General features: G+C 72.5%; 18 protein-coding genes. 8 read left to right on the forward strand and 10 right to left on the reverse strand.

The window, feature by feature from the left end:
- Window positions 1-380: 380 nt before the first annotated feature.
- The 4 genes from IEZ04_RS26400 to IEZ04_RS26415 all read right to left on the reverse strand — a co-directional run bounded on the left by IEZ04_RS26400 (window position 381) and on the right by IEZ04_RS26415 (window position 3,332).
- A complete protein-coding gene (locus tag IEZ04_RS26400; protein ID WP_189219461.1) occupies window positions 381-1,364 on the reverse strand; it encodes a M56 family metallopeptidase in 984 nt (327 codons plus the stop codon).
- 239 nt (window positions 1,365-1,603) lie between these two features.
- Window positions 1,604-2,263, reverse strand: coding sequence for a DUF5063 domain-containing protein (locus IEZ04_RS26405; protein ID WP_189219462.1), 660 nt, complete (start codon window positions 2,261-2,263; stop codon window positions 1,604-1,606).
- The gene (gene recR / locus IEZ04_RS26410; RefSeq protein WP_189219463.1) at window positions 2,256-2,855 is read right to left on the reverse strand and encodes a recombination mediator RecR; all 600 of its coding nucleotides are present in this window, start codon (window positions 2,853-2,855) and stop codon (window positions 2,256-2,258) included. Before recR ends, IEZ04_RS26405 begins: the two co-directional genes overlap by 8 nt.
- Before the next feature lie 135 nt (window positions 2,856-2,990).
- A complete protein-coding gene (locus IEZ04_RS26415) occupies window positions 2,991-3,332 on the reverse strand; it encodes a YbaB/EbfC family nucleoid-associated protein (protein WP_189219464.1) in 342 nt (113 codons plus the stop codon).
- Between the two features lie 433 nt (window positions 3,333-3,765).
- Here IEZ04_RS26415 and IEZ04_RS26420 point away from each other — a divergent pair, with 433 nt between their 5' ends.
- Window positions 3,766-4,530, forward strand: coding sequence for an SLATT domain-containing protein (locus IEZ04_RS26420; protein ID WP_189219465.1), 765 nt, complete (start codon window positions 3,766-3,768; stop codon window positions 4,528-4,530).
- Here IEZ04_RS26420 and IEZ04_RS26425 read toward each other — a convergent pair.
- On the reverse strand, window positions 4,467-6,701 hold the full coding sequence (locus IEZ04_RS26425) for a serine/threonine-protein kinase (RefSeq protein WP_189219466.1): 2,235 nt from the start codon (window positions 6,699-6,701) through the stop codon (window positions 4,467-4,469). The two genes, IEZ04_RS26420 and IEZ04_RS26425, sit on opposite strands and share 64 nt — an antisense overlap.
- Before the next feature lie 347 nt (window positions 6,702-7,048).
- Here IEZ04_RS26425 and IEZ04_RS26430 point away from each other — a divergent pair, with 347 nt between their 5' ends.
- From IEZ04_RS26430 to IEZ04_RS26445, 4 genes are all read left to right on the forward strand, one after another.
- The gene (locus IEZ04_RS26430) at window positions 7,049-7,768 is read left to right on the forward strand and encodes a GntR family transcriptional regulator (protein ID WP_189219467.1); all 720 of its coding nucleotides are present in this window, start codon (window positions 7,049-7,051) and stop codon (window positions 7,766-7,768) included.
- A 203-nt stretch (window positions 7,769-7,971) separates the two neighbouring features.
- The gene (locus IEZ04_RS26435; protein WP_189219468.1) at window positions 7,972-8,622 is read left to right on the forward strand and encodes a putative DNA-mimic protein; all 651 of its coding nucleotides are present in this window, start codon (window positions 7,972-7,974) and stop codon (window positions 8,620-8,622) included.
- A 370-nt stretch (window positions 8,623-8,992) separates the two neighbouring features.
- On the forward strand, window positions 8,993-9,499 hold the full coding sequence (locus tag IEZ04_RS26440) for a hypothetical protein (protein ID WP_229821287.1): 507 nt from the start codon (window positions 8,993-8,995) through the stop codon (window positions 9,497-9,499).
- A gap of 50 nt (window positions 9,500-9,549) precedes the next feature.
- Window positions 9,550-9,921: a peptidase inhibitor family I36 protein gene (locus IEZ04_RS26445; protein WP_189219469.1), complete on the forward strand. Its 372-nt coding sequence runs from the start codon at window positions 9,550-9,552 to the stop codon at window positions 9,919-9,921.
- Between the two features lie 292 nt (window positions 9,922-10,213).
- Here IEZ04_RS26445 and IEZ04_RS26450 read toward each other — a convergent pair whose 3' ends face one another.
- Window positions 10,214-11,497 (reverse strand): adenylosuccinate synthase, encoded by a 1,284-nt coding sequence (locus tag IEZ04_RS26450; protein ID WP_189219470.1) that lies wholly within the window; start codon window positions 11,495-11,497, stop codon window positions 10,214-10,216.
- A gap of 199 nt (window positions 11,498-11,696) precedes the next feature.
- Between IEZ04_RS26450 and IEZ04_RS26455 the strand changes: the two genes are divergently transcribed.
- Window positions 11,697-12,785 (forward strand): diacylglycerol kinase, encoded by a 1,089-nt coding sequence (locus IEZ04_RS26455; RefSeq protein ID WP_189219471.1) that lies wholly within the window; start codon window positions 11,697-11,699, stop codon window positions 12,783-12,785.
- A gap of 16 nt (window positions 12,786-12,801) precedes the next feature.
- Here the strand turns inward: IEZ04_RS26455 and IEZ04_RS26460 are convergent, their stop codons facing one another.
- Complete coding sequence (locus IEZ04_RS26460; RefSeq protein ID WP_229821288.1) at window positions 12,802-13,338, reverse strand: GbsR/MarR family transcriptional regulator; 537 nt, start codon at window positions 13,336-13,338, stop codon at window positions 12,802-12,804.
- A gap of 103 nt (window positions 13,339-13,441) precedes the next feature.
- On the opposite strand from IEZ04_RS26460, the gene IEZ04_RS26465 reads away from it, so the two are divergent.
- Together IEZ04_RS26465 and IEZ04_RS26470 are read left to right on the forward strand one after the other, a co-directional pair.
- The gene (locus IEZ04_RS26465; RefSeq protein WP_189219472.1) at window positions 13,442-14,380 is read left to right on the forward strand and encodes an ABC transporter ATP-binding protein; all 939 of its coding nucleotides are present in this window, start codon (window positions 13,442-13,444) and stop codon (window positions 14,378-14,380) included.
- A complete protein-coding gene (locus IEZ04_RS26470; protein WP_189219473.1) occupies window positions 14,377-15,990 on the forward strand; it encodes an ABC transporter permease in 1,614 nt (537 codons plus the stop codon). The genes IEZ04_RS26465 and IEZ04_RS26470 overlap by 4 nt, the downstream gene beginning before the upstream one ends.
- A 52-nt stretch (window positions 15,991-16,042) precedes the next feature.
- On the opposite strand, the gene IEZ04_RS26475 is transcribed toward IEZ04_RS26470, so the two are convergent.
- The 3 genes from IEZ04_RS26475 to IEZ04_RS26485 form a co-directional block, all read right to left on the reverse strand.
- Window positions 16,043-17,248, reverse strand: a complete 1,206-nt coding sequence (locus tag IEZ04_RS26475) for a cytochrome P450 (protein ID WP_189219474.1) — start codon at window positions 17,246-17,248, stop codon at window positions 16,043-16,045.
- A 108-nt stretch (window positions 17,249-17,356) separates the two neighbouring features.
- Window positions 17,357-18,031, reverse strand: coding sequence for a response regulator (locus tag IEZ04_RS26480; protein WP_189219475.1), 675 nt, complete (start codon window positions 18,029-18,031; stop codon window positions 17,357-17,359).
- Window positions 18,028-19,380 (reverse strand): sensor histidine kinase, encoded by a 1,353-nt coding sequence (locus IEZ04_RS26485; RefSeq protein ID WP_229821289.1) that lies wholly within the window; start codon window positions 19,378-19,380, stop codon window positions 18,028-18,030. Before IEZ04_RS26485 ends, IEZ04_RS26480 begins: the two co-directional genes overlap by 4 nt.
- Window positions 19,381-19,476 lie beyond the last annotated feature (96 nt).

Here is a 19,476-nt window from a genome sequence, read left to right on the forward strand (position 1 = left end):
CGCTCCTCGCTCAGTCCGTCACTGTCCGCACATACTCACGTACTGCGGTCGGCTCAGTCTATCGAGCGGCCGGTTTCACCCTTCTGGGTATCGCATGGTGAGATGTCCCGTCCACCCTGCGATGCCCCGGGATTTCTCCCGGATTCCGCCCGGCCCCTGCCGGAATCCCCTCGCGAGACTCCGGACGCTCCGGAGCTCTACCTGCCCACGACCGTGCGGGACACTCGGAAAAGTGCCCTGCGTCACACGGCCGCATGACGCCGGGCCCTCCCGGGATGCCGACCCGCGCGTCGGCCGCCATCATGACCCATCCCCGGGGGTGTCAGCGCCGGCCCTACCGGTGGTACCACCGCCGGTGCCGCGGAGGTGCTACCGGAGTGCTACAGCACCGCCAGCGCCGGGAAGAAGGCGATGAGCAGCGGCAGCAGGGGGATCAGCGCGGCGGCCGTCGTGGTGGCGGCCCGCCGGGTGCGGTCGAGACGGGGCGGGGGCTCCAGGAGCCGCTGGACCCGGTCGCCCAGGAGGCGCCGGGTGCCGGCACAGCTCAGGACGCCCCGGTGCCGGTTGAGCTCGATGAGCGCGAGGGCCGCGGTCAGGTGGCCGCAGCGGCGCGAGGCCGTGTCGTCGGCGGCGAGCTCGACGAGGCGGTGGGTCTGGTCGGCGAAGTGGGCGAAGAGCGGAACCCGCGGGAAGCCCGTGGCCAGCGCCGTCGACAGGTGCAGCAGCCAGTCGTGGTGGGCGCGGGCGTGGCCCAGCTCGTGCGCGAGCACGGCGTCGACCTGCTGGTCGTCCAGCCGGCGCAGTGCGCCCGTGGTGACGACGAGCCGCGGCTTCGTCCCCGCGATCAGCCAGGCGTCCGGGTACTCGTCCTCGAGGACCAGCAGCGGGCCCCGGCCGCCCGTGCGACCACCAGCGCGACCGTCCGCCGGGCCGTCCACGAGACCGTCCGCCAGGCCGGCGGGCAGCTCGGGGACCCGTTCGCGCAGATGTGCCCGGCGCAGCCGTTCGCGCCGCCGGGCCTCGACCAGCTCCCGGGCGAGCATGGCGCCCGTCCAGGCGGCACCGCAGGCCAGCAGCAGGGTCAGTACGGCCGTCCCGGGCGGCGCCGTGGTCAGGTCGTACGCGGCGGTGACGGCCGGGGGCGCGGGCGCGAAGGCGTGGATCCGGACGGTGTCGAAGACCGTCGCGGCCCCGAGCACCAGCGCGGCCAGACAGCTCAGCAGCACGGTGCCGACCAGGCACTGCCACACCCACAGCGCGACGACGGGTTCCCGCTCCGGCCAGCCGGCCCGGAGCAGGACGCGGGGACCCAGCACGGCGGCGGTGAGGGCCACGGTGGTCAGCAGGAGCAGGAGAGCGGTCATGGCACGGCCCTCGGCACGGTCGGCGGGGAAGCGGTCATGGCAGGACTTCCGGCGAGGTCGCCGGGGAAGCGGTCACGCGCGGTCGGCGGCGCGGTCGACGGGGAGGCGCTCACGGCATGGCCTCCGGCGCGGTCGCCGGGAAAGCGGTCATGGCAGGACCTCCGAGCGCGGTCGGTCGGCGGGGAAGCGGTCACGCGCGGTCGACGGGGAAGCGGTCATGGCGCGGCCTCAGGCCACGGTCACTTGACCTGGCGCAGCCCCAGCGGGCCCGCGATCTCCTCCGCCATCACCCGGCCGGCCTCCAGCTCCAGGGCCTCGTCGCCGAGGTCCTGGTCGGTGTCCAGGCCGTCCAGCTCCTCCAGGGGCTGGTTCAGGCGGACGTGGGCGACCAGGGACTGGAGGGCGCGCAGGGTCGCGGAGGCCGTGGATCCCCAGTTGGAGAAGTAGGAGAACTGCCACCACCAGAGGGCCTCCGTGGTGCGGCCCGCACGGTAGTGGGCCATGCCGTGGCGGAGGTCGGTGATGACGTCGGCGAGGTCGTCGGAGATACGGGCCGGGACGGGCGCCTTGCGGGGCTCGTACGGGTCGAAGACCTCCGAGTACACGTCGACCGGCTCCAGCATGCGGGCCAGGTTCTCGCGCAGCTGGTCCACGTCCTGCTCCGGGCCGAGGTCGGGTTCGTACCGCTCGTCCGGCACGATGTCCTCGTGTGCGCCGAGCCGCCCGCCGGCCAGCAGCAGCTGGGAGACCTCCAGCAGGAGGAAGGGGACTGCCGAGTCGGGTTCGTCGCCCTTGGCCACCTCGGTGACGGCGACCAGGAAACTCTCGATCTGGTCCGCGATCTGGACCGCGAAGTCGCCGGGGTCCAGATGGGTCGCGTGCAGCGTCGCGTCAGACATCTAGGAGTCGTCTCCCCTCGAAGGCGCGGCCGAGGGTGACCTCGTCCGCGTATTCCAGGTCGCCACCCACCGGGAGGCCGCTGGCCAGGCGGGTGACCCTGAGGCCCATGGGCTTGATCATGCGGGCGAGGTACGTGGCGGTGGCCTCGCCCTCCAGATTGGGGTCCGTGGCCAGGATCAGCTCGGTGACGGTGCCGTCGGCGAGACGCGCCAGGAGCTCGCGGATACGCAGGTCGTCCGGGCCGACGCCCTCGATCGGGCTGATCGCTCCGCCCAGCACGTGGTAGCGGCCGCGGAACTCGCGGGTGCGCTCGATGGCGACGACGTCCTTCGGCTCCTCCACCACACAGATGACGGCGGGGTCGCGGCGCGGGTCGCGGCAGATGCCGCACAGCTCCTCCTGCGCCACGTTCCCGCAGGTGGCGCAGAAGCGCACCTTGGCCTTGACCTCCATGAGGGCCTGGGCGAGACGGCGGACGTCCGTCGGTTCGGCCTGGAGGACGTGGAAGGCGATCCGCTGCGCGCTCTTGGGACCGACGCCGGGGAGCCGCCCCAGTTCGTCGATGAGGTCCTGGACCACGCCTTCGTACAACGGACTGCCTGCCCTTCGTGCCTTGCCTTCGTGGAGTCTTTCAGTTCGTACTGTCAGTTCGTACGGTAATTGGCCCTCGCCCCGCCGAGAAGGCGAACTTCGCCGGACGGGGCGGCGGGGGCCACCGTGACGCGGCTAGAACGGCAGCCCGGGGATGCCGCCGCCGCCCAGCCCCTGGGCGAGCGGGCCGAGCTTCTGCTGCTGGAGCTTCTGGGCGTTCTCGTTGGCCGCCTGCACCGCGGCGACGACCAGGTCGGCGAGGGTCTCGGTGTCCTCCGGGTCGACCGCCTTCGGGTCGATGACCAGACCGCGCAGCTCGCCGGAGCCGGTCACCGTCGCCTTGACCAGGCCGCCGCCCGCCTGGCCGTCGACCTCGGTCCTGGCGAGCTCCTCCTGCGCGTTCGCCAGGTCCTGCTGCATCTTCTGGGCCTGCTGGAGCAGCTGCTGCATGTTGGGCTGGCCACCACCGGGGATCACGATCAGCTCCTGACGTTCCGTTTTTCCGCTTGGCACGAGCCTACGTGGTCGGCGCGCCCGTCGCCCAAGCACTCTTTCGGGTGAGGTCGCGGGGGAGCCTATACCTGATCAAGCCCCTCGTCCGGGCGGAAAAACGACGAAAGCGTCACCGCAGCCACTCGTTGAGCGCTAGGAAGGGGACGGCTGAGGGTCGGGAAAGGGGCGGCCGTGTGCTGGAAGTGAGGCGTGAGGCGAGGCATGGAGGGAGGCGGGCGTCCTGCACCATGCACCGTCACGTCGTCACGTCGTCACGTCGTCACGTCACACACGGTCACGATGGATCATTCGGCGCCGTGCACCGTCCCGGTGCGCCGGTGTTCCGCTCTCGGTCGTGCGGCCGTCATCGGTCAGGTCAGGTCGCGTCAGCAGCAGTGCAGTAGGTAGGGAGTGCCGGGTGAGCCAGCCGGAGATGCAGCCCGAGAGAACGTCCCCGAAGGGGCGGGGCGACAGCGCCGGGTTCCGGTCGGGCGGTGGGCCGGGGGGTGAGCCGGGGCCCGATCTGGCCGGGCGGCCGTTCCCGGCGGGTGACTGGGGGGAGCCGGCGGAGCGGCTGGAGGAGCTGTACCAGTGGGTGGAGGGGGGCGCCCTCCGGACGGTCACGTGGTACCTGGCGGACCGGGTGTGGAAGCGGCGGTGCGCGTGGGTGCTGCGGGCCGGGGCGGCGCTCGGGGCCCTCGCCGGGGCCTCGCTGCCGCTGCTCGACCTGACCGGGGTGGTGGGCGGGATGGCGCCCTGGGGATATCTGTCGCTGCTGCTGTGCGTCGCGTGCGTGGCCGGGGACCGGTACTTCGGGATGACGTCCGGCTGGATGCGCGACGTGGCCACGGCCCAGGCCGTACAGCGCCGGCTCCAGGCACTCCAGTTCGACTGGGCGTCCGAGAGCGTGCGGGAGGTCCTCGGCCCGACGGACGGGACCGCGAGCGAGGCCGCGGAGCGGTGCCTCGGGGTGCTGCGGAGGTTCACCGAGGACGTCACGGAGCTGGTACGGACCGAGACCGCCGACTGGATGATCGAGTTCCGCACGGGGTCCGCGCCGCTCGGCATCCAGACGGCCGGCCCGGGAACGGCCCGCCCGGAGACGTCCTCGAACGGCCGTTACCCCGCCCCGCCGACCACCCGCCCGAACATGCCACGCCAGCGACCGCCGGAGGCCCGGTGACCGTGGCCGGGCGCTGAGCCGTCCGGGGACCGGGCGTCGAGCCGTCCGGGGACCGGGCGCGAGCGCGGCCGGTCCTGGTCCGCCGCCTTCGTGTACGTCCAGGTCTCCCCGGACAGCACACGGCGCAGCCGGCCGTCCGGGAGCAGCGTGACCTCGGACGCGGCGCCGGGGGTGCAGGAGCCGGCCGGTTCGCCGACGACGACCCGCGAGGGGCCGATCCGCAACGGCCCCCCGTCGGCCGGCGCGGACGCCAGCTCGGCCTCGAACTCGCAGTGGAAGGTGCCTCCCCTCACCGTTCCGTCCACGGTGAGCGCCAGCACCGTGTCGCCGACCTCGCCCTGCCGGAAGACCAGCGTGCGGGAGCTCCGTCCGCTCGTGGCACTGTCGCTCCCCTCCCAGGAGCCGAGGTACGCGTCGGGAACGGCGCCGCCCCTGGACTCCTGAGGGGTGGGCTGCCCGGCGGAGGGCACCGTGGGCTCGGAGGCGTCCGGTTCCGGGTCGCCCGGTGCGGAGGCGTCCGGTCCCGTGGTGTCCGGCCCCGGGGCCGCGGGCGCGCTCACCGACGGATCGGCCGCGTCGTCGTCCCCGCCCGCGCCGCTCTTCATCAGCGCGTACACCGATCCGCCGGCGCCGAGCGCCACGACGAGGGCGACCGCGATGAGGGCCGCGGTGGTGCGGCTCGATCTGCCCGGGCCCTCGCCGCGCTGCTGGTGAGCGGTGGGGCCGGGGGCGTAGGCGCCGCCGTACGGGGATGCCGGGCCGAAGCCGTAGGGCGGCGGGGCCGAACCGGGACCGTACGGCGGCGTCGCACCCGCTGCCGGCTGTCCGTAACCCGCCGCCTGTCCGTACCCCTCCTGCCCGTGTCCGCTCCACCAGCCGCCGTCGTGCGCGGGGCCGTACTCGGGCGGGGGCGGCTGAGGGTGCTGCTGCGGATAGCCGTAGGCGGGGGGCGGCGGGGGGAGTGCGGGCGGAAGTGGGGGCGGGAGTGGAGGCGTCTGCGGTGCGTCCGAGACCTGGGTCGGCAACCGGTCGACGCCGGGCGGGGGTGGCGGGGGCGGAGCTCCACCGTCCTCGCCGTCCTCGCCGTCCTCGGGCGCACCGGGCGCCGCGAGTCGGCCGGGTGCACCCGACCGTCCGGACACGCCCGCCCCGTTCTCCGCCCCGCTCCCCGCCCCGTTCGCCGCACCCTTCCCCACGCCGTTCTCCGTGCCCCGCGTCTCCAGCGGATCCTCGGTGTCCAGCAACCGCACCGCGTGCCGGCCGAGTTGGGCCACCAGCGCACTCGGCAGCCACGGGTCGCGCGAGCGCCCGTCCGCGAGGGCGTCCGCCGCGCCCGTGCGCGCCAGGACCCGGTCCAGCGTGGGCCGGTCCGCGGGATCCTTGCGCAGGCAGTCCCGGACGAGGTCGGCGAGCCCCTCGGGCAGACCGGCGAGGTTCGGCTCGTCCTGCGCGATGCGGAACATCAGCGCGTGCACCCCGGAGTCGGCGCTTCCGAAGGGGAGGATCCCGCTCGCGGCGTACGCCAGCACGGAGCCCAGGCAGAAGACGTCGCACGCGGGCGTGAGCCGGTCCCCGCGCACCTGTTCGGGCGCCATGAAGCCGGGCGACCCGACGAGCGCCCCCGTGCGCGTCAGCCCGCCGTCGGTGACGGTCTCCAGGGCGCGGGCGATGCCGAAGTCGATGACGCGCGGACCGTCGATGGTGACCAGCACGTTGGACGGCTTGAGGTCCCGGTGGACGATTCCGGCGGCATGGATGTCCATCAGCGCGTACGCGAGCCCGGCGGCGAGGACGCGCACCGACCGCTCGGGCAACGGCCCGTGATCGTGTCCGACGACCGTCTGGAGGCTGGGCCCCGCGACGTACCCCGTGGCCACCCAGGGAATGACGGCCTCGGTGTCGGCGTCCAGCACCGGTGCCGTCCAGTGTCCGCCGACACGCCGTGCGGCCTGCACTTCCTGCCGGAACCGCGCCCGGAACTCCTCCTGCTCGGCGAGTTCCCGCCGTACCAGCTTCACGGCGACGGTACGGCCCCGGTCGGAGCGGGCCACGTACACCTGGCCCATCCCGCCCGCGCCCAGCCGGGCGAGCAGTCCGTACGATCCGGCCCGCCCGTGAAGCCTGTGCCCCGGAGGCACCCCCCGCGGATCCCCCGTTCCCAGGTTCTCCATCGTCGCCCCACCTTCCCCCCGGTCCGGGTGCAACAGACAAATCGAGGATAGTCCGGTCGTACCGGGAGGCCAGGGGAACGGACGGAGTCCACTGGTTCGTGACAGCCGCACGGTGCTCCGCGAGCAGCGAGGGAGCATCGAGGGAGCCGGAGCGAGAAGCCGGGCGGCGCTCGGCGTGTCCCGCCGACGGGCGTCCTCACGTATGGGGACAAGCTGCGAACACCTCGAAGCGACTTGTGAACGCGTAAGGTGACGTGCTCGTAGAAATGTGTGCAGAAGAATGCGCGCAGCAGAGCAGGCGCAGACAAAATCGCACGCACCCGCACGCGGAGAAAGAGGCCCCGACGATGGCCGGCACCGGTGGCGGCAGCCCGAGCCGCAACGGCAGTGGCACCGTGACGCGTAGCACCCTGCGGCAGCAGATCGCGGACGCGCTCCGCGACGAGGTGCTGGCCGGCCGCCTCCAGCCGGGGCAGGAGTTCACGGTCAAGGAGATCGCCGACCAGTACGGCGTCTCCGCGACCCCCGTCCGTGAGGCCCTGGTCGATCTGTCGGCGCAGGGTCTGCTGGACTCGGTGCAGCACCGCGGCTTCGAGGTGCACGCGTACTCCCTCGGCGACTACCGCGAGATGATCGACGCCCGCGGCATCGTCATCGACGGCATCTTCCGTGACAAGCGGCTCGGCGACGGCCCCGCCACGGCCGCCGTCCTCGCCGCCGTGCGCCGCCGCGGCGAGGAGGCCCGGCGGGCCGCCGCCGCCGGTGAGCTCAACATCCTCATCGGCTACGACCTGCGCTTCTGGCGCGAGCTGAGCGATCTGTTCGGCAACCCCTATCTCGCCGACTTCCTGCACCGGCTGCGCGTACGGACCTGGGTGTGCGCCGTCCAGCACCTGCGCGGACTGTCCGATCCGCGCGGGCAGTTGTGGACCGGGTACACCGAACTCGTCGACGCCCTGGTGCGCGGCGACACCCGCACCGCCCACAAGATCGTCGCCGGCCACAACGCCGACAGTCTGGCCCTCGTCGAGCGCCTGGCGGCCGAACGGCCGGAAGGGCGCGCCTGACACGGTCTGACACGGTCCGATGGAACCCGGCACGACAGGACCCGGTAAGACCCGGCAGGACCCGACAGGACCTGATGCGACCCGCGGGACAAGACTGGTTCGCGGGCCTGCGGTGTGTGGGTAAGGGGTACGCACGAAGGGCGCTGAGGCGGGCCTCAGCCATTACGCTTTCTTGACCACCGTGCTACCCGAGGAGCCTCCTTTTGGCCTGTGACCTGTGGCTGGTCCCGCTCGTCGACGTGTTGTGCCACACCCCCGACAACCCCTTCGCCGACGAGCTCGCGCTCTACAACAAGACGCTCGGCGAGGCCGGCCTGCCTCCGGTGCCGGTGTACCAGTACATGCCGGGCCTGTCGGGTGACGTGGCCCCGGTCGCGGGCTTCGACTACGACGCGCTGCACTTCCTCCGGCGGGCCTACCTGCTCCAGGTCTGCGGGCTTCCGGTGACCCCGGTGGACGAACTGGGCGGGGACTACGAGCAGTTGCTGGAGATGTTCGAGTCGACCGCCCAGCAGTCCCACCTGGTCTGGCACTACGACCACGCGGGCGCGTACGTCCCGGTCGACTTCCCGCACCCGCTCTCCAACGACGAACTCCTCGCGGGCGGCGGCCCCCTGGGCTCCTCCCAGACGCTGCTGCGTGAACTGGAGTTCGTGGCCCCGTCGATCGGGATAGACCCGGCGAACCCCCCGGCGGCCCCCGCCGCCCCGCTCGCCCCCACGGAACTGGAGGAGCCGGCCGTCCCCGCCCCGTACGACCCCAGCCCCTTCGCCCGCGAACGGCACGTGTGGCTGGGGCTGCACGCGGCGGCCACGCGGAGTCTGGCGCAGGGGTCGATGATCGTGTTCAGCTGAGGGGTGGTCGCCGCCCCACCGACGCGCCCGAGCTCCGCCGTCGTCGCCGGCGCGTCGACATGACGGTTGGCCGGGCGCCGGTAGCCGGCCGCCCGGACCCGTACCCGGACCCATACCCGTACCCGTACCCGTACTCGTACCCGTACCCGTACCCGTACCCGAACAGCGTTCACGCCGGTGCGCTCCGACGCGCTCGCGCATTTCTCCGCCGTCCCGTGCGGGGCCCGCGCGACCACGGCTCGCGACAGCCTGCGCACGCCCGGGTCGGCTTCCCCGCCACCTGAACGGGCGGTGTGGCGCATGGTCCCTTCGGTCGAGGGGGAGTTCACGCTCCCGACCACCGTCGCGAACCGCCCTCCGGGACCGCCCAGTGCGCCACATCGCCCTCGCCGCCGCCGTGTTGCCGGCGGCCTGCCTCCTCGCCGTCACCGCCTGTACGGCCACCACTCCGACATCCCGCCCCGCCCCCGACGACCTCGTCAAGGCCGCGACCCAGCGCCTCACCGACGCCTGCCTCGCCGACCGGGGCTTCGTACCGCCCCGCCCCGGGCGCAGCCCGCTGCCCGCCGCCGAGCAACGGCGCGTCGCCGACGCGCTGTTCGGGGCGGGCCGGGCGGAGCTGTCGCTCAGGCTGCCCACCGGGTACGTCGTCCGCGCCCACACCGACGGCTGCCTGGCCGCGGCGCAGCGGCGGCTGTACGGCGACCAGCGGCGCTGGTTCCGGGCCTCGGTGACCGTCGGCAACCTGCGCCCCGAGGCCGCCCGTACCCACCGCACGCTCGCCGAGGTCCGCGCCGCGCACCGCACCGAGCTGGCCGACTGGGGGCGGATGCGGGCGCGGGCCGTACGGGCCGCCGGACCACTGCTCGCCAAGTGACGCAAGAGATCAAGAGATAACGAGATCAAGAGATAACGAGAGGTACCCACATGAACCGCTTCACCACCCTCATCGCCGCCGGCCTGCTCTCCGCCGGAGCCCTCCTCGCCACCTCGGCCACCGCCGAGTCGGCCGACTGCCGCAGCGGCTACTTCTGCGTGTGGACGGACGCCAATTTCGACGGGATGAAGATCGAGCACAGCGGCGACGACCGCTGGTGGGAGGGCGACATGTCCAACGAGGACTCCTCGTGGGCCAACCACGGGGTCTCCGGCCCCGGCGTGCCCGACCACGTCAAGGTCTACGACGGCCGGGAGCTCACCGGCGGCGTCACCCTCTGCCTGGCTCCCGGACAGGAGGTCGCCTACGACGGGGGCGCGAACGACCGGGGCAGCTCCCATACCTGGACGACGAGCTGTTGATCTCCCACGCCACTACGCACACGGACGGCTGCTCCGTGTCCCGAGTGGCCTGCACAGAGCGAAAGCGATCCTCTGGACGGAGAGAACCTTTCCTTCGTCGCCGAAGTCGCCGAAGTCGCCGAAGTCACCCCACCGTGCTTCGACTGCACGCTCGACGCCGAGGGGTTCCAGGCTCCGGCCCCGCAGGAGCCGGAGCAGCCTGAGGGCAAGTGACCGCAACGGTGTGAGGGGCGCCCCGTCAGGGACGCCCCTCACACCGTCGTACGACCGCCGCGCGGCCCGGGCACCGCCGCTAGATGAACGAGTTGATCTCGATCGTCTCGTCCCGGCCCGGACCGACACCGATCGCGGAGATCGGGGCGCCGGACATCTCCTCCAGGGCCTTCACGTACGCCTGGGCGTTCTTCGGGAGGTCGGAGAAGGTCTTGGCCTTCGTGATGTCCTCGCTCCAGCCCGGCAGCGTCTCGTAGACGGGCTTCGCGTGGTGGAAGTCCGTCTGGCTGTACGGGAGCTCCTCGACGCGCTTGCCGTCGATCTCGTACGCCACGCAGACCGGGATCTCCTCCCAGCCGGTCAGGACGTCGAGCTTGGTGAGGAAGAAGTCCGTCAGGCCGTTCACCCGGGTCGCGTAGCGGGCGATCACCGCGTCGAACCAGCCGCAGCGGCGGTCACGGCCGGTGGTCACGCCCCGCTCGCCGCCGATGCGGCGCAGCGCCTCGCCGTCCTCGTCGAACAGCTCGGTCGGGAACGGGCCGGCGCCGACGCGGGTCGTGTACGCCTTCAGGATGCCGATGACGCGGCTGATCTTCGTCGGGCCGACGCCCGAGCCCGTGCAGGCACCGCCCGCGGTCGGGTTCGAGGACGTGACGAAGGGGTACGTGCCGTGGTCGATGTCCAGGAGGGTGCCCTGACCGCCTTCGAACAGGACCACCTTGTCGTCGTCGAGGGCCTGGTTCAGGACCAGGACCGTGTCGGCGACGTACGGCCTGATCTGCTCCGCGTAGCCCAGCAGCTCCTCGACCACCTGGTCGGCGGCGATGGCGCGGCGGTTGTAGAGCTTGGTGAGCAGCTGGTTCTTGACGTCGAGGGCGGCCTCGACCTTCTGCTGCAGGATCGACTCGTCGTAGAGGTCCTGTACGCGGATGCCCACACGGTTGATCTTGTCGGCGTACGTCGGACCGATGCCGCGGCCCGTCGTGCCGATCTTGCGCTTGCCGAGGAAACGCTCCGTCACCTTGTCGACGGTGACGTTGTACGGCGTGATGATGTGGGCGTTGCCGCTGATCAGCAGCTTGGACGTGTCGACGCCGCGCTCGTTCAGACCGCTCAGCTCGGAGAGCAGGACCGAAGGGTCGACGACGACGCCGTTTCCGATGACCGGAGTGCACTCCGGGGACAGAATTCCGGAAGGGAGGAGGTGGAGGGCATACTTCTGGTCACCCACGACTACCGTGTGGCCGGCGTTGTTGCCGCCCTGGTAGCGCACCACGTAGTCCACCGATCCGCCGAGCAGGTCGGTGGCCTTTCCCTTGCCTTCGTCACCCCACTGAGCACCGAGCAGCACAAGTGCGGGCACGCGCGTACACCCCTTCCGGGCGGGGCATGTCCAACGTCAGGGGCGTACGGGGCACCCTGTGTGCCGCATACACGGTGGCCGTCCCCGGCCGTCCTTCGTCGTCGGACCCGGATGCCCCGGAATAGACGAAGCCCCTGGCTAAATGGCGCAAGGGGCTCTTGCACAAAGATGCTACCCGAGGAAGCGAGGCAGGACCGAGGTGGCGACTTCCGACCAGCTCCTGGTGGTCATCGACCCCCTCGCCCGGCAGACGGACGGAGAGTCGGTACGGATCGCGAAGGACGTGCTCAGCGCGGGCGCGGCGAGTACGAAGGTCTGCCTCCCGGAGGGGCCCGAGGAGTTCGCGCGGGCGCTGGAGAGGCGCGGGTCCCGGCGGCCGGTCGTGATCGGTGACGACCGCGCGCTGCTGCGGGCCGTCTCGTTGCTGCACCGGCAGCGCGAACTCGCCGGATGCGCGCTGTCGCTCGTACCGGTCGGCGGCGGGGCCGGGCCGGGCGCGGGCGCGGGCGCCGGTGGGGGCGCGCCGGCGGGCGAGGGGGCGGGAGGGCTGTCGCTGGCGCGTTCGCTGGGGGTGCCCACCGGTGCCGTCGCCGCGGCGCGTGCCGTACTGGACGGTGTCGAGCGGCGGCTCGACCTGCTGGTGGACGACAGTGACGGGGTGGTGCTGGGGGCGGTGGGCATTCCGTCGGCGGTGATTCCGGCCGGTGCCGGTGGTGCCGACGCCGCTCGCTTCGGGGCTTCCGGAGCTCGTGGGTCCAAGGGGTTCGGGGCTCCTGGGGGTTCCGGGGCTGTGCCGGAGGCCGGGGGCGGGCGTACGGGTGCTCGGCCGGGAGGTCTGCGCCGTGTCGGCGGTTCCGGGACCACCCCCGGACTTCCCGGGACCTCCGGGGCTTCCGCGGGGTCCGCCGAACGTGCCTCGCGGTTGCGGGCCTGCCTGCAGCTCGTACGGACGTACACGTTCGGATCGCGTTCGCCGCGGGCCGCCGTCCAGGGGGCGGGGGCCGGGCCGGCCCGGCTGCGGGTGGAGGTCGACGGGATGCTGCTCGTCGACCTCCACCAGCCGGTGCGGTCCGTGTCGGTGACGCCGGGCGGGAACGGGGCCGCGGAGGTCGAGGTGCGGCCGGCGTCGGCGGACGCCGAGGCCGCCCTGCTGAAGGCCGTCGGGCGGCGGGTGACCGTGTCGGGAGCGGATTTCCGGTACGCGTCGGACTCCGTCGTCGCCGGTCCGGTCCGTACCCGGACGTGGGTCGTACGGGAAGGGGCCTGGGGGCTCACACTGCCGGGGTGAAGGAGGCCTCCGGGTCTCAGTCCTTGTCGTCGCCGAACAGTTCCTTCCGGCGGACGCGCCAGCGTTCCATCATCTGGTTGATCTCGTCCTGCAGGAACTCGAAGAAGGCGAGCGTCTCGGCGAGCCGGCGGCCGGCCGGGGTGTCGGCGCCGAGCTGCTGGACGCCCTCGCGCAGGGCGTCCTCCCAGCCACGCAGAACGGCGTCGCGGTTGGTCACCGCCTCGTACCACTGGCCGCTGTGCACCCGGTAGCGGTCGCGGCGCGAGCCGGGTTCGCGTTCGCGTGAGACCAGGTGCTGCTGGGAGAGGTAGCGGACCGCGCCGGAGACGGCGGCGGGACTGATCCGGAGCTGCTCGCCCAGCTCGGCGGAGGTCATGACGCCGGTGTCCGAGGAGAGCAGTGCCACGAACACGCGTGCGGGCATCCGCTGCATCCCCGCATCGGCGAGCTGGGAGGCGAACCGCTCGACGAAGCGCGACACGGCTTCGGGATCCCGGCCGGGCACCGCACCTGCGTCCGTACGGTGCACCCGGTCCGTGCTCGGCTCGCTCACAAGAATCCCGTTCGTCGTCCGGTCGCTTCCCCGCCGATCCTATCGTCGATTCATACGCTTCCTTAACTTCACAAATTTGTGAAAGTACCGTACGTTCAGGAACATGACCCTGGCACAGCGCGCCATCGACAACGCAGTCGAGGTATCCGGACTGCACAAGTCGTTCGGACGGACCCACGCACTGGACGGTCTCAACCTGCACGTCGGGACCGGCGAGGTGCACGGCTTCCTCGGGCCGAACGGTGCCGGGAAGTCCACCACCATCCGCGTCCTGCTCGGTCTCCTCCGCGCCGACGCCGGCACCGTACGGCTGCTGGGCGGCGACCCCTGGACGGACGCGGTCGCTCTGCACCGGCGGATCGCCTACGTTCCCGGCGACGTCGCCCTGTGGCGCAACCTCTCCGGCGGCGAGGTCATCGACCTGTACGGACGGCTGCGCGGGGGCCTGGACCGGGCGCGCCGCACCGAGCTGACCGAGCGCTTCGAACTGGACCCCACGAAGAAGGGTCACACCTACTCCAAGGGCAACCGGCAGAAGGTCGCCCTCGTCGCCGCCTTCGCCTCCGACGCCGACCTGCTCATCCTGGACGAGCCGACCGCCGGTCTCGATCCGCTGATGGAGGAGGTCTTCCAGCGCTGCGTGGCCGAGGAACGTGACCGCGGCCGCACCGTGCTGCTGTCCTCGCACATCCTCAGTCAGGTGGAGGAGCTGTGCGACCGGGTCAGCATCATCCGCAAGGGCCGCACGGTCGAGAGCGGCTCGCTCGCCGACCTGCGCCATCTGACCCGTACGAGCGTCACCGCCGTGCTGGCCGGTCCACCGGGCGGGCTGTCCGGGCTGCCCGGTGTCCACGGCTTCGAGGCACGGGGCGGGAGCGTACGGTTCCAGGTCGACACGGACAAACTGGACGCGGTGCTGCGTTCGCTCACCGAGTCCGGCGTACGGTCGCTGACCTGCACGCCGCCGACCCTGGAGGAACTGTTCCTGCGGCACTACCAGGACGAACTGGGCGGGGCCCCGGCGGAGGTGGGGGCCCGATGACCGCGGTGGCGGCAGCGGCGCTCGCGCCGGGCGCGGGGCGTGCGCGCCTGTTCGCCGGTACGGGCACCCTGCTGCGGCTCGCGCTGCGCCGGGACCGGGTGCTGCTGCCGGTGTGGGTGGCCGTCATCGGACTGACGGTGCTGTCGCTGCCGAGCGCGCTGGAGAGCGTGTACGGGACGGCGGCCGAGCGCGCCGGGGTGGCACGGCAGATGCTGGCGAACAGTTCGCTGCGCGCCACGTACGGCCCGGTGTTCAGCGATTCGCTCGGCGGGCTGGTGGCCTGGCGCATCGGTGCGTACGCGGGGGTGTTCGCCGCGTGTCTGAGCCTGATCGTCGTCGTACGGCACACCCGCGACGAGGAGGAGAGCGGGCGGCAGGAGATGCTCTCGGCGGCGATGGTGGGGCGCCGGGCACCGCTCACGGCGGCCCTCCTGGCGGCACTGGTCGGGAACGCGGCGCTCGCGGTGCTGATCGTCGGCGGCCTCGCCGCACAGGGCACGGCCGGTGCGCTCGCGCTGGGGCTCGGAACGGCCGGGGTCGGCATGGTCTTCGCCACGGCGGCGGCGATCGCGGCACAGCTCACGGAGAGCGCGCGGCTGGCGAAGGGGCTGACCGGGGGGCTCCTCGGCGCGGCGTACGTGCTGCGGGCCGCGGGCGACGCCGCCGAGAACGACGGTTCGTCCGCCCTGACCTGGGCGTCGCCGATCGGCTGGCTGGAGAACGTGCGTTCGTTCGCGGACGAGCGGTGGTGGGTGCTGCTGCTGTTCGTCGTGGCGGTCGCGGTCCAGACGTGCGTGGCGTACGGGCTGGCGGGCCGCCGCGACATCGGCATGAGTTTCCTGCCCACCCGGCCCGGTCCGGCGACGGGCCGCCTCGGTACGGCCGGCGCGCTGGCGTGGCGGCTCCAGCGGGGCGGCGTGCTCGGCTGGGGTGCCGCCTTCCTCGCCGCCGGGCTGGCCTTCGGCGCCATCACGGGCGGCGCCACGGATCTGGTCGGCGACAACGAGCGGACCCGCGAGATCGTCGAACGGATGGGCGGACAGGCCGGGCTGACCGACGCGTTCCTCGCCTCCATGGCCGGGATGCTGGGCATGGTCGCCGCGCTGTACATCGTCCAGGCCGTGCTGCGGCAACACGCCGAGGAGACGGCGCTGCGGGCCGAGCCGGTGCTGGCGGGTGCGGTCGGGCGGCTGCGCTGGGCGGGCGGGCACCTGGCCGTCGCCTTCGGCGGCGCCGCGCTGATCATGCTGCTCGGCGGGCTGGGTCTCGGTATCGGGTACGGCGGCCACCTCGGCCCCGTGCTCGGCGCCTGCCTGGTCCAGCTCCCGGCGGTGTGGGTGATCGGCGGCTGTGCCGTCCTGCTGTACGGGGTGTGGCCGCAGGCGGCACCGGCGGCATGGGGCGTGGCGGGCGCGGCCCTGCTGATCGGCTGGCTCGGTCCGGTGCTGGACCTTCCCGGCGCCGTGCTGGAGCTCTCCCCCTTCACCCACCTCCCGAAGCTGCCGGGGGAGGAGATGGTGTGGGGGGCCGTCGAGGGGCTGACGGCGATGACGGTGGCACTCACGGCGATCGGCCTCGCGGGGCTGCGGTCGCGGGACCTGACGACGTGACGGGGCGCTTCTGCGGTGGGGTCGGCGCGGGGGCTCCGCCCGGCCCCGGCGCTCACCCCACCTCGACGTCCAGTCGCTCCAGGCCGCGCATCACGAAGTTCGGCCTGCGCCCGGGCTCCGCCGCCAGGGTCAGCGCCGGGGCCTTCGTGAGCAGGGATCTCATCGAGGCCGCCAGCTCGATACGGGCCAGGGGCGCGCCGATGCAGTAGTGGATGCCCGCGCTGAAGGAGATGTGCGGGTTGTCCGCGCGGGCCAGGTCCAGGCGGGCGGGGTCGGTGAAGACCGCCGGGTCGTGGTTGGCCGAGCCGAAGAGCAGCGCCACCTCGGAACCCCGCGGGATCGTCGTGCCGTCGATCTCCACGTCGTCCAGCACCCAGCGCTCGAAGAACTGGAGCGGGGTGTCGTACCGCAGCAGCTCCTCGACCGCGGACGGGACCAGGGAGTGGTCGGCGCGCAGGGCCGCCAGCTGGTCCGGGTTGCGGAACAGCGCCCACCAGCCGTTCACCGTGGCGTTGACCGTCGCCTCGTGGCCCGCGTTGAGCAGCAGCACACAGGTGGAGATCATCTCCTGCTCGGTGAGCCGGTCGCCCTCGTCGTGCGCCGCGATCAGCCCCGAGATCAGGTCGTCACCCGGCTCCTCGCGCCGCGCGGCGATCAGCCCGCGCAGGTACTCCGTGAACTCCACCGACGCCCGTACCGCCTTCGCCGCCACCTCCTCCGGCGGGTTGAGCTCGTACATTCCGCAGATGTCCGCCGACCACGGACGCAGCGGGGCCCGGTCGGACTCCGGGATGCCCAGCATCTCCGCGATCACCGCCACCGGGAGCGGCTCGGCGACCTCCGTCAGCAGGTCACCGCCGCCCGCCTCGACCAGTCCGCCGACCAGGTCGTCCGCCAGCCGCTGGACGTACGGTTGCAGCCGTTCCACCGTGCGGGGCGTGAACGCCTTCGACACCAGGCGCCGGATCCGCGTGTGGTCCGGCGGTTCCAGGTCGAGCATGCCGTGGTCGTTCAGCGTGTGGAACGGCTCGTGCTCCGGTGGCGGCGCCGTCCGCCCGAACTCCTCGTGCGAGAAACGGTGCCGGTACGTCCGGCCGAGCCGCCGGTCCCGCAGCAGCGCCGACACATCCGCGTGGTGCGGCACCAGCCACTGGTCGCTGGGCTCGTAGTAGTGCACCCGGCCCAGCTCCCGCAGCTCGGCGAAGGCGGGATACGGGTCGGCGACGAACGCGGGGTCCCACGGGTCGAAGGCTGCCATGCGGGGACGCTACCCGGCGGTCGAGCCGCTGACCAGGGGGTCCTGTGATCGCTCGCCCCGTCACCCCGTGATCCCGTCCCCCCGTCACCCCGTGATCCCGTCACCCCGTCACCCCGGCGTCACCAGTTTCGCCTCGTATGCGAACACCGCCGCCTGGGTCCGGTCCCGCAGGCCCAGCTTGACCAGGATGCGGCTGACATGGGTCTTGATCGTCGACTCGGCGACCACGAGGCGCTCCGCGATCTCCGCATTGGACAGGCCCTGCGCGATGAGGACCAGGACCTCCGTCTCCCGCTCGGTGAGGTCGCCGTACGCCGCCTGCGCGCCCGGCATCAGGCGCGGGGCCTCGGAGAGTTTCGAGAATTCCGTGATCAGCCGCCTGGTCACCGACGGGGCGAGCAGGGCCTCGCCGGACGCCACCACCCGTACGCCGTCCGCGAGCTGCCGGGCGGAGGCGTCCTTGAGGAGGAAGCCGGAGGCACCCGCCCGCAGCGCCTGGTACACGTACTCGTCCAGGTCGAACGTCGTCAGCACCAGCACCTTCGCCGCGCCGTCCGCGGCCACGATCTCCCGTGTCGCCTCGATGCCGTTCAGCTCGGGCATGCGGATGTCCATCAGGACGACGTCCGGGGAGAGCTCGCGGACGCGGTCCACCGCCTCCCGGCCGTTCACCGCCTCGCCGACGACCTCGATGTCCGGCATCGCGCCCAGCAGCACCGAGAAGCCCTCGCGGACCATCATCTGGTCGTCGGCGATCAGTACACGGATGGTGCCGCTCGTCATGCCTCGTCCTCGATCACCGTCGGCACCGGCAGGAAAACCGTCACCTCGTAACCCCCGTCCTCCGTCCCGCCCGTCGTCATCCCGCCGTCCAGCATCGTGACGCGCTCACGCATGCCGGTGAGGCCGTGGCCGGCGCCGGGCGAGGGCTTGACCAGACCGGTCGCCGGGCCGTTCAGGATGCGCAGGCCCAGGCCGCCCAGAACGTAACCGATCTCGACCCGGGCCGTGGCTCCGGGTGCGTGCCGGAGGGTGTTGCTGAGCGCCTCCTGGACTATTCGGTACGCGGACAGCTCGATGCCCTGCGGGAGTTCGCGGACGGCTCCCGTGACCACCTTCTCGACGGTCAGGCCCGCGTCGCGCACGTTGGCGAGCAGGGCGTCGAGATCGGCGAGGGTGGGCTGCGGGGCCTCCGGCGCCTCGTAGTCCTCCGCGCGGACGACACCCAGGACGCGGCGGAGCTCGGTGAGCGCCGCGACCGCGTTCTCCCTGATCGTGACGAACGCCTGCTCCAGCTCCGGCGGCGGGCTCTCCACCCGGTACGGCGCGGCCTCCGCCTGGATCGCGACCACCGACATGTGGTGGGCGACCACGTCGTGCAGCTCGCGGGCGATCGTGGTGCGCTCCTCCAGGAGGGTGCGCTTGGAGCGTTCGTGCGCGGTCACCGTCTGCTGGGCGGTCACCTCGCGCTGGGCGGTGCGGCGCGTGTGGACGACGGTGACGGCCAGGAGGGCCAGGGCGGAGAAGACCAGGAGCGGGGCCGTGTTGTCGGAGTACTGGTTCGCGTCCAGGAACACTCCGAAGACGAAGCCGTACACCGCGGTGATCAGCCACATCCACACGGCGGCGCGGGGCCGCGTGCGCAGGGCCACGACCGTCATCACCACGGGGTGGCAGACGGCGGCGCCGGTCGGCCAGGGCCAGTCGCTCCAGTTGTCGCCGAACGCGGTGGCCACCGGAGTCGCAGCCATGGACACCCAGAACGCCCCGACGGGTCTGATCAGCGTCAGCAGGACGGGACAGAGGGCGAGCAGACCGCACAGCACCGACAGATGGCCCCTGGCGTAAGCGGCGCCGGCTGCGAACGCGACCAGACCGGCCACCGCCACGACGGCATGCGGCGTCCACACCATGTACTTCCGCAGGCTCGCGGGCAGGCGCCGGGTGATCGGGCCGTCCACGCTCATCCGGGGCAGCAGGCGGTACGCGAACGCGTCGGTGATCAGGTCCTGCCGCAGTCCGCGCAGGGCGTCCACGGCCACCCGGTACTCGGGGCTGCGCGACTTGGCCCCGTCCTGCGGTGGCGGTGTCCGCATCTGCGTCTGCGTCTGCGTGTGCGTCGTCTCGGTCACGCTTCTCACGGTAGGCGTCGGCCGGCACCGGGGGCGTCACCAGTGAGAGGGGTTCTCCGGGGTCCCTCTCAGGTACTACGGGTAGCGCCGCGACCT

It is taken from the genome of Streptomyces ruber (assembly GCF_014648075.1).
GTDB classification, from domain to species: Bacteria; Actinomycetota; Actinomycetes; order Streptomycetales; family Streptomycetaceae; genus Streptomyces; species Streptomyces ruber.

Coding starts and splice junctions, on each gene's coding strand:
- IEZ04_RS26400 (WP_189219461.1), bottom strand. CDS start 1,364: ATGACCGCTCTCCTGCTCCTGCTGACCACCGTGGCCCTCACCGCCGCC.
- IEZ04_RS26405 (WP_189219462.1), bottom strand. CDS start 2,263: ATGTCTGACGCGACGCTGCACGCGACCCATCTGGACCCCGGCGACTTC.
- IEZ04_RS26425 (WP_189219466.1), bottom strand. CDS start 6,701: ATGGAGAACCTGGGAACGGGGGATCCGCGGGGGGTGCCTCCGGGGCAC.
- IEZ04_RS26430 (WP_189219467.1), top strand. CDS start 7,049: ATGGCCGGCACCGGTGGCGGCAGCCCGAGCCGCAACGGCAGTGGCACC.
- IEZ04_RS26445 (WP_189219469.1), top strand. CDS start 9,550: ATGAACCGCTTCACCACCCTCATCGCCGCCGGCCTGCTCTCCGCCGGA.
- IEZ04_RS26465 (WP_189219472.1), top strand. CDS start 13,442: ATGACCCTGGCACAGCGCGCCATCGACAACGCAGTCGAGGTATCCGGA.
- IEZ04_RS26470 (WP_189219473.1), top strand. CDS start 14,377: ATGACCGCGGTGGCGGCAGCGGCGCTCGCGCCGGGCGCGGGGCGTGCG.
- IEZ04_RS26475 (WP_189219474.1), bottom strand. CDS start 17,248: ATGGCAGCCTTCGACCCGTGGGACCCCGCGTTCGTCGCCGACCCGTAT.
- IEZ04_RS26480 (WP_189219475.1), bottom strand. CDS start 18,031: ATGACGAGCGGCACCATCCGTGTACTGATCGCCGACGACCAGATGATG.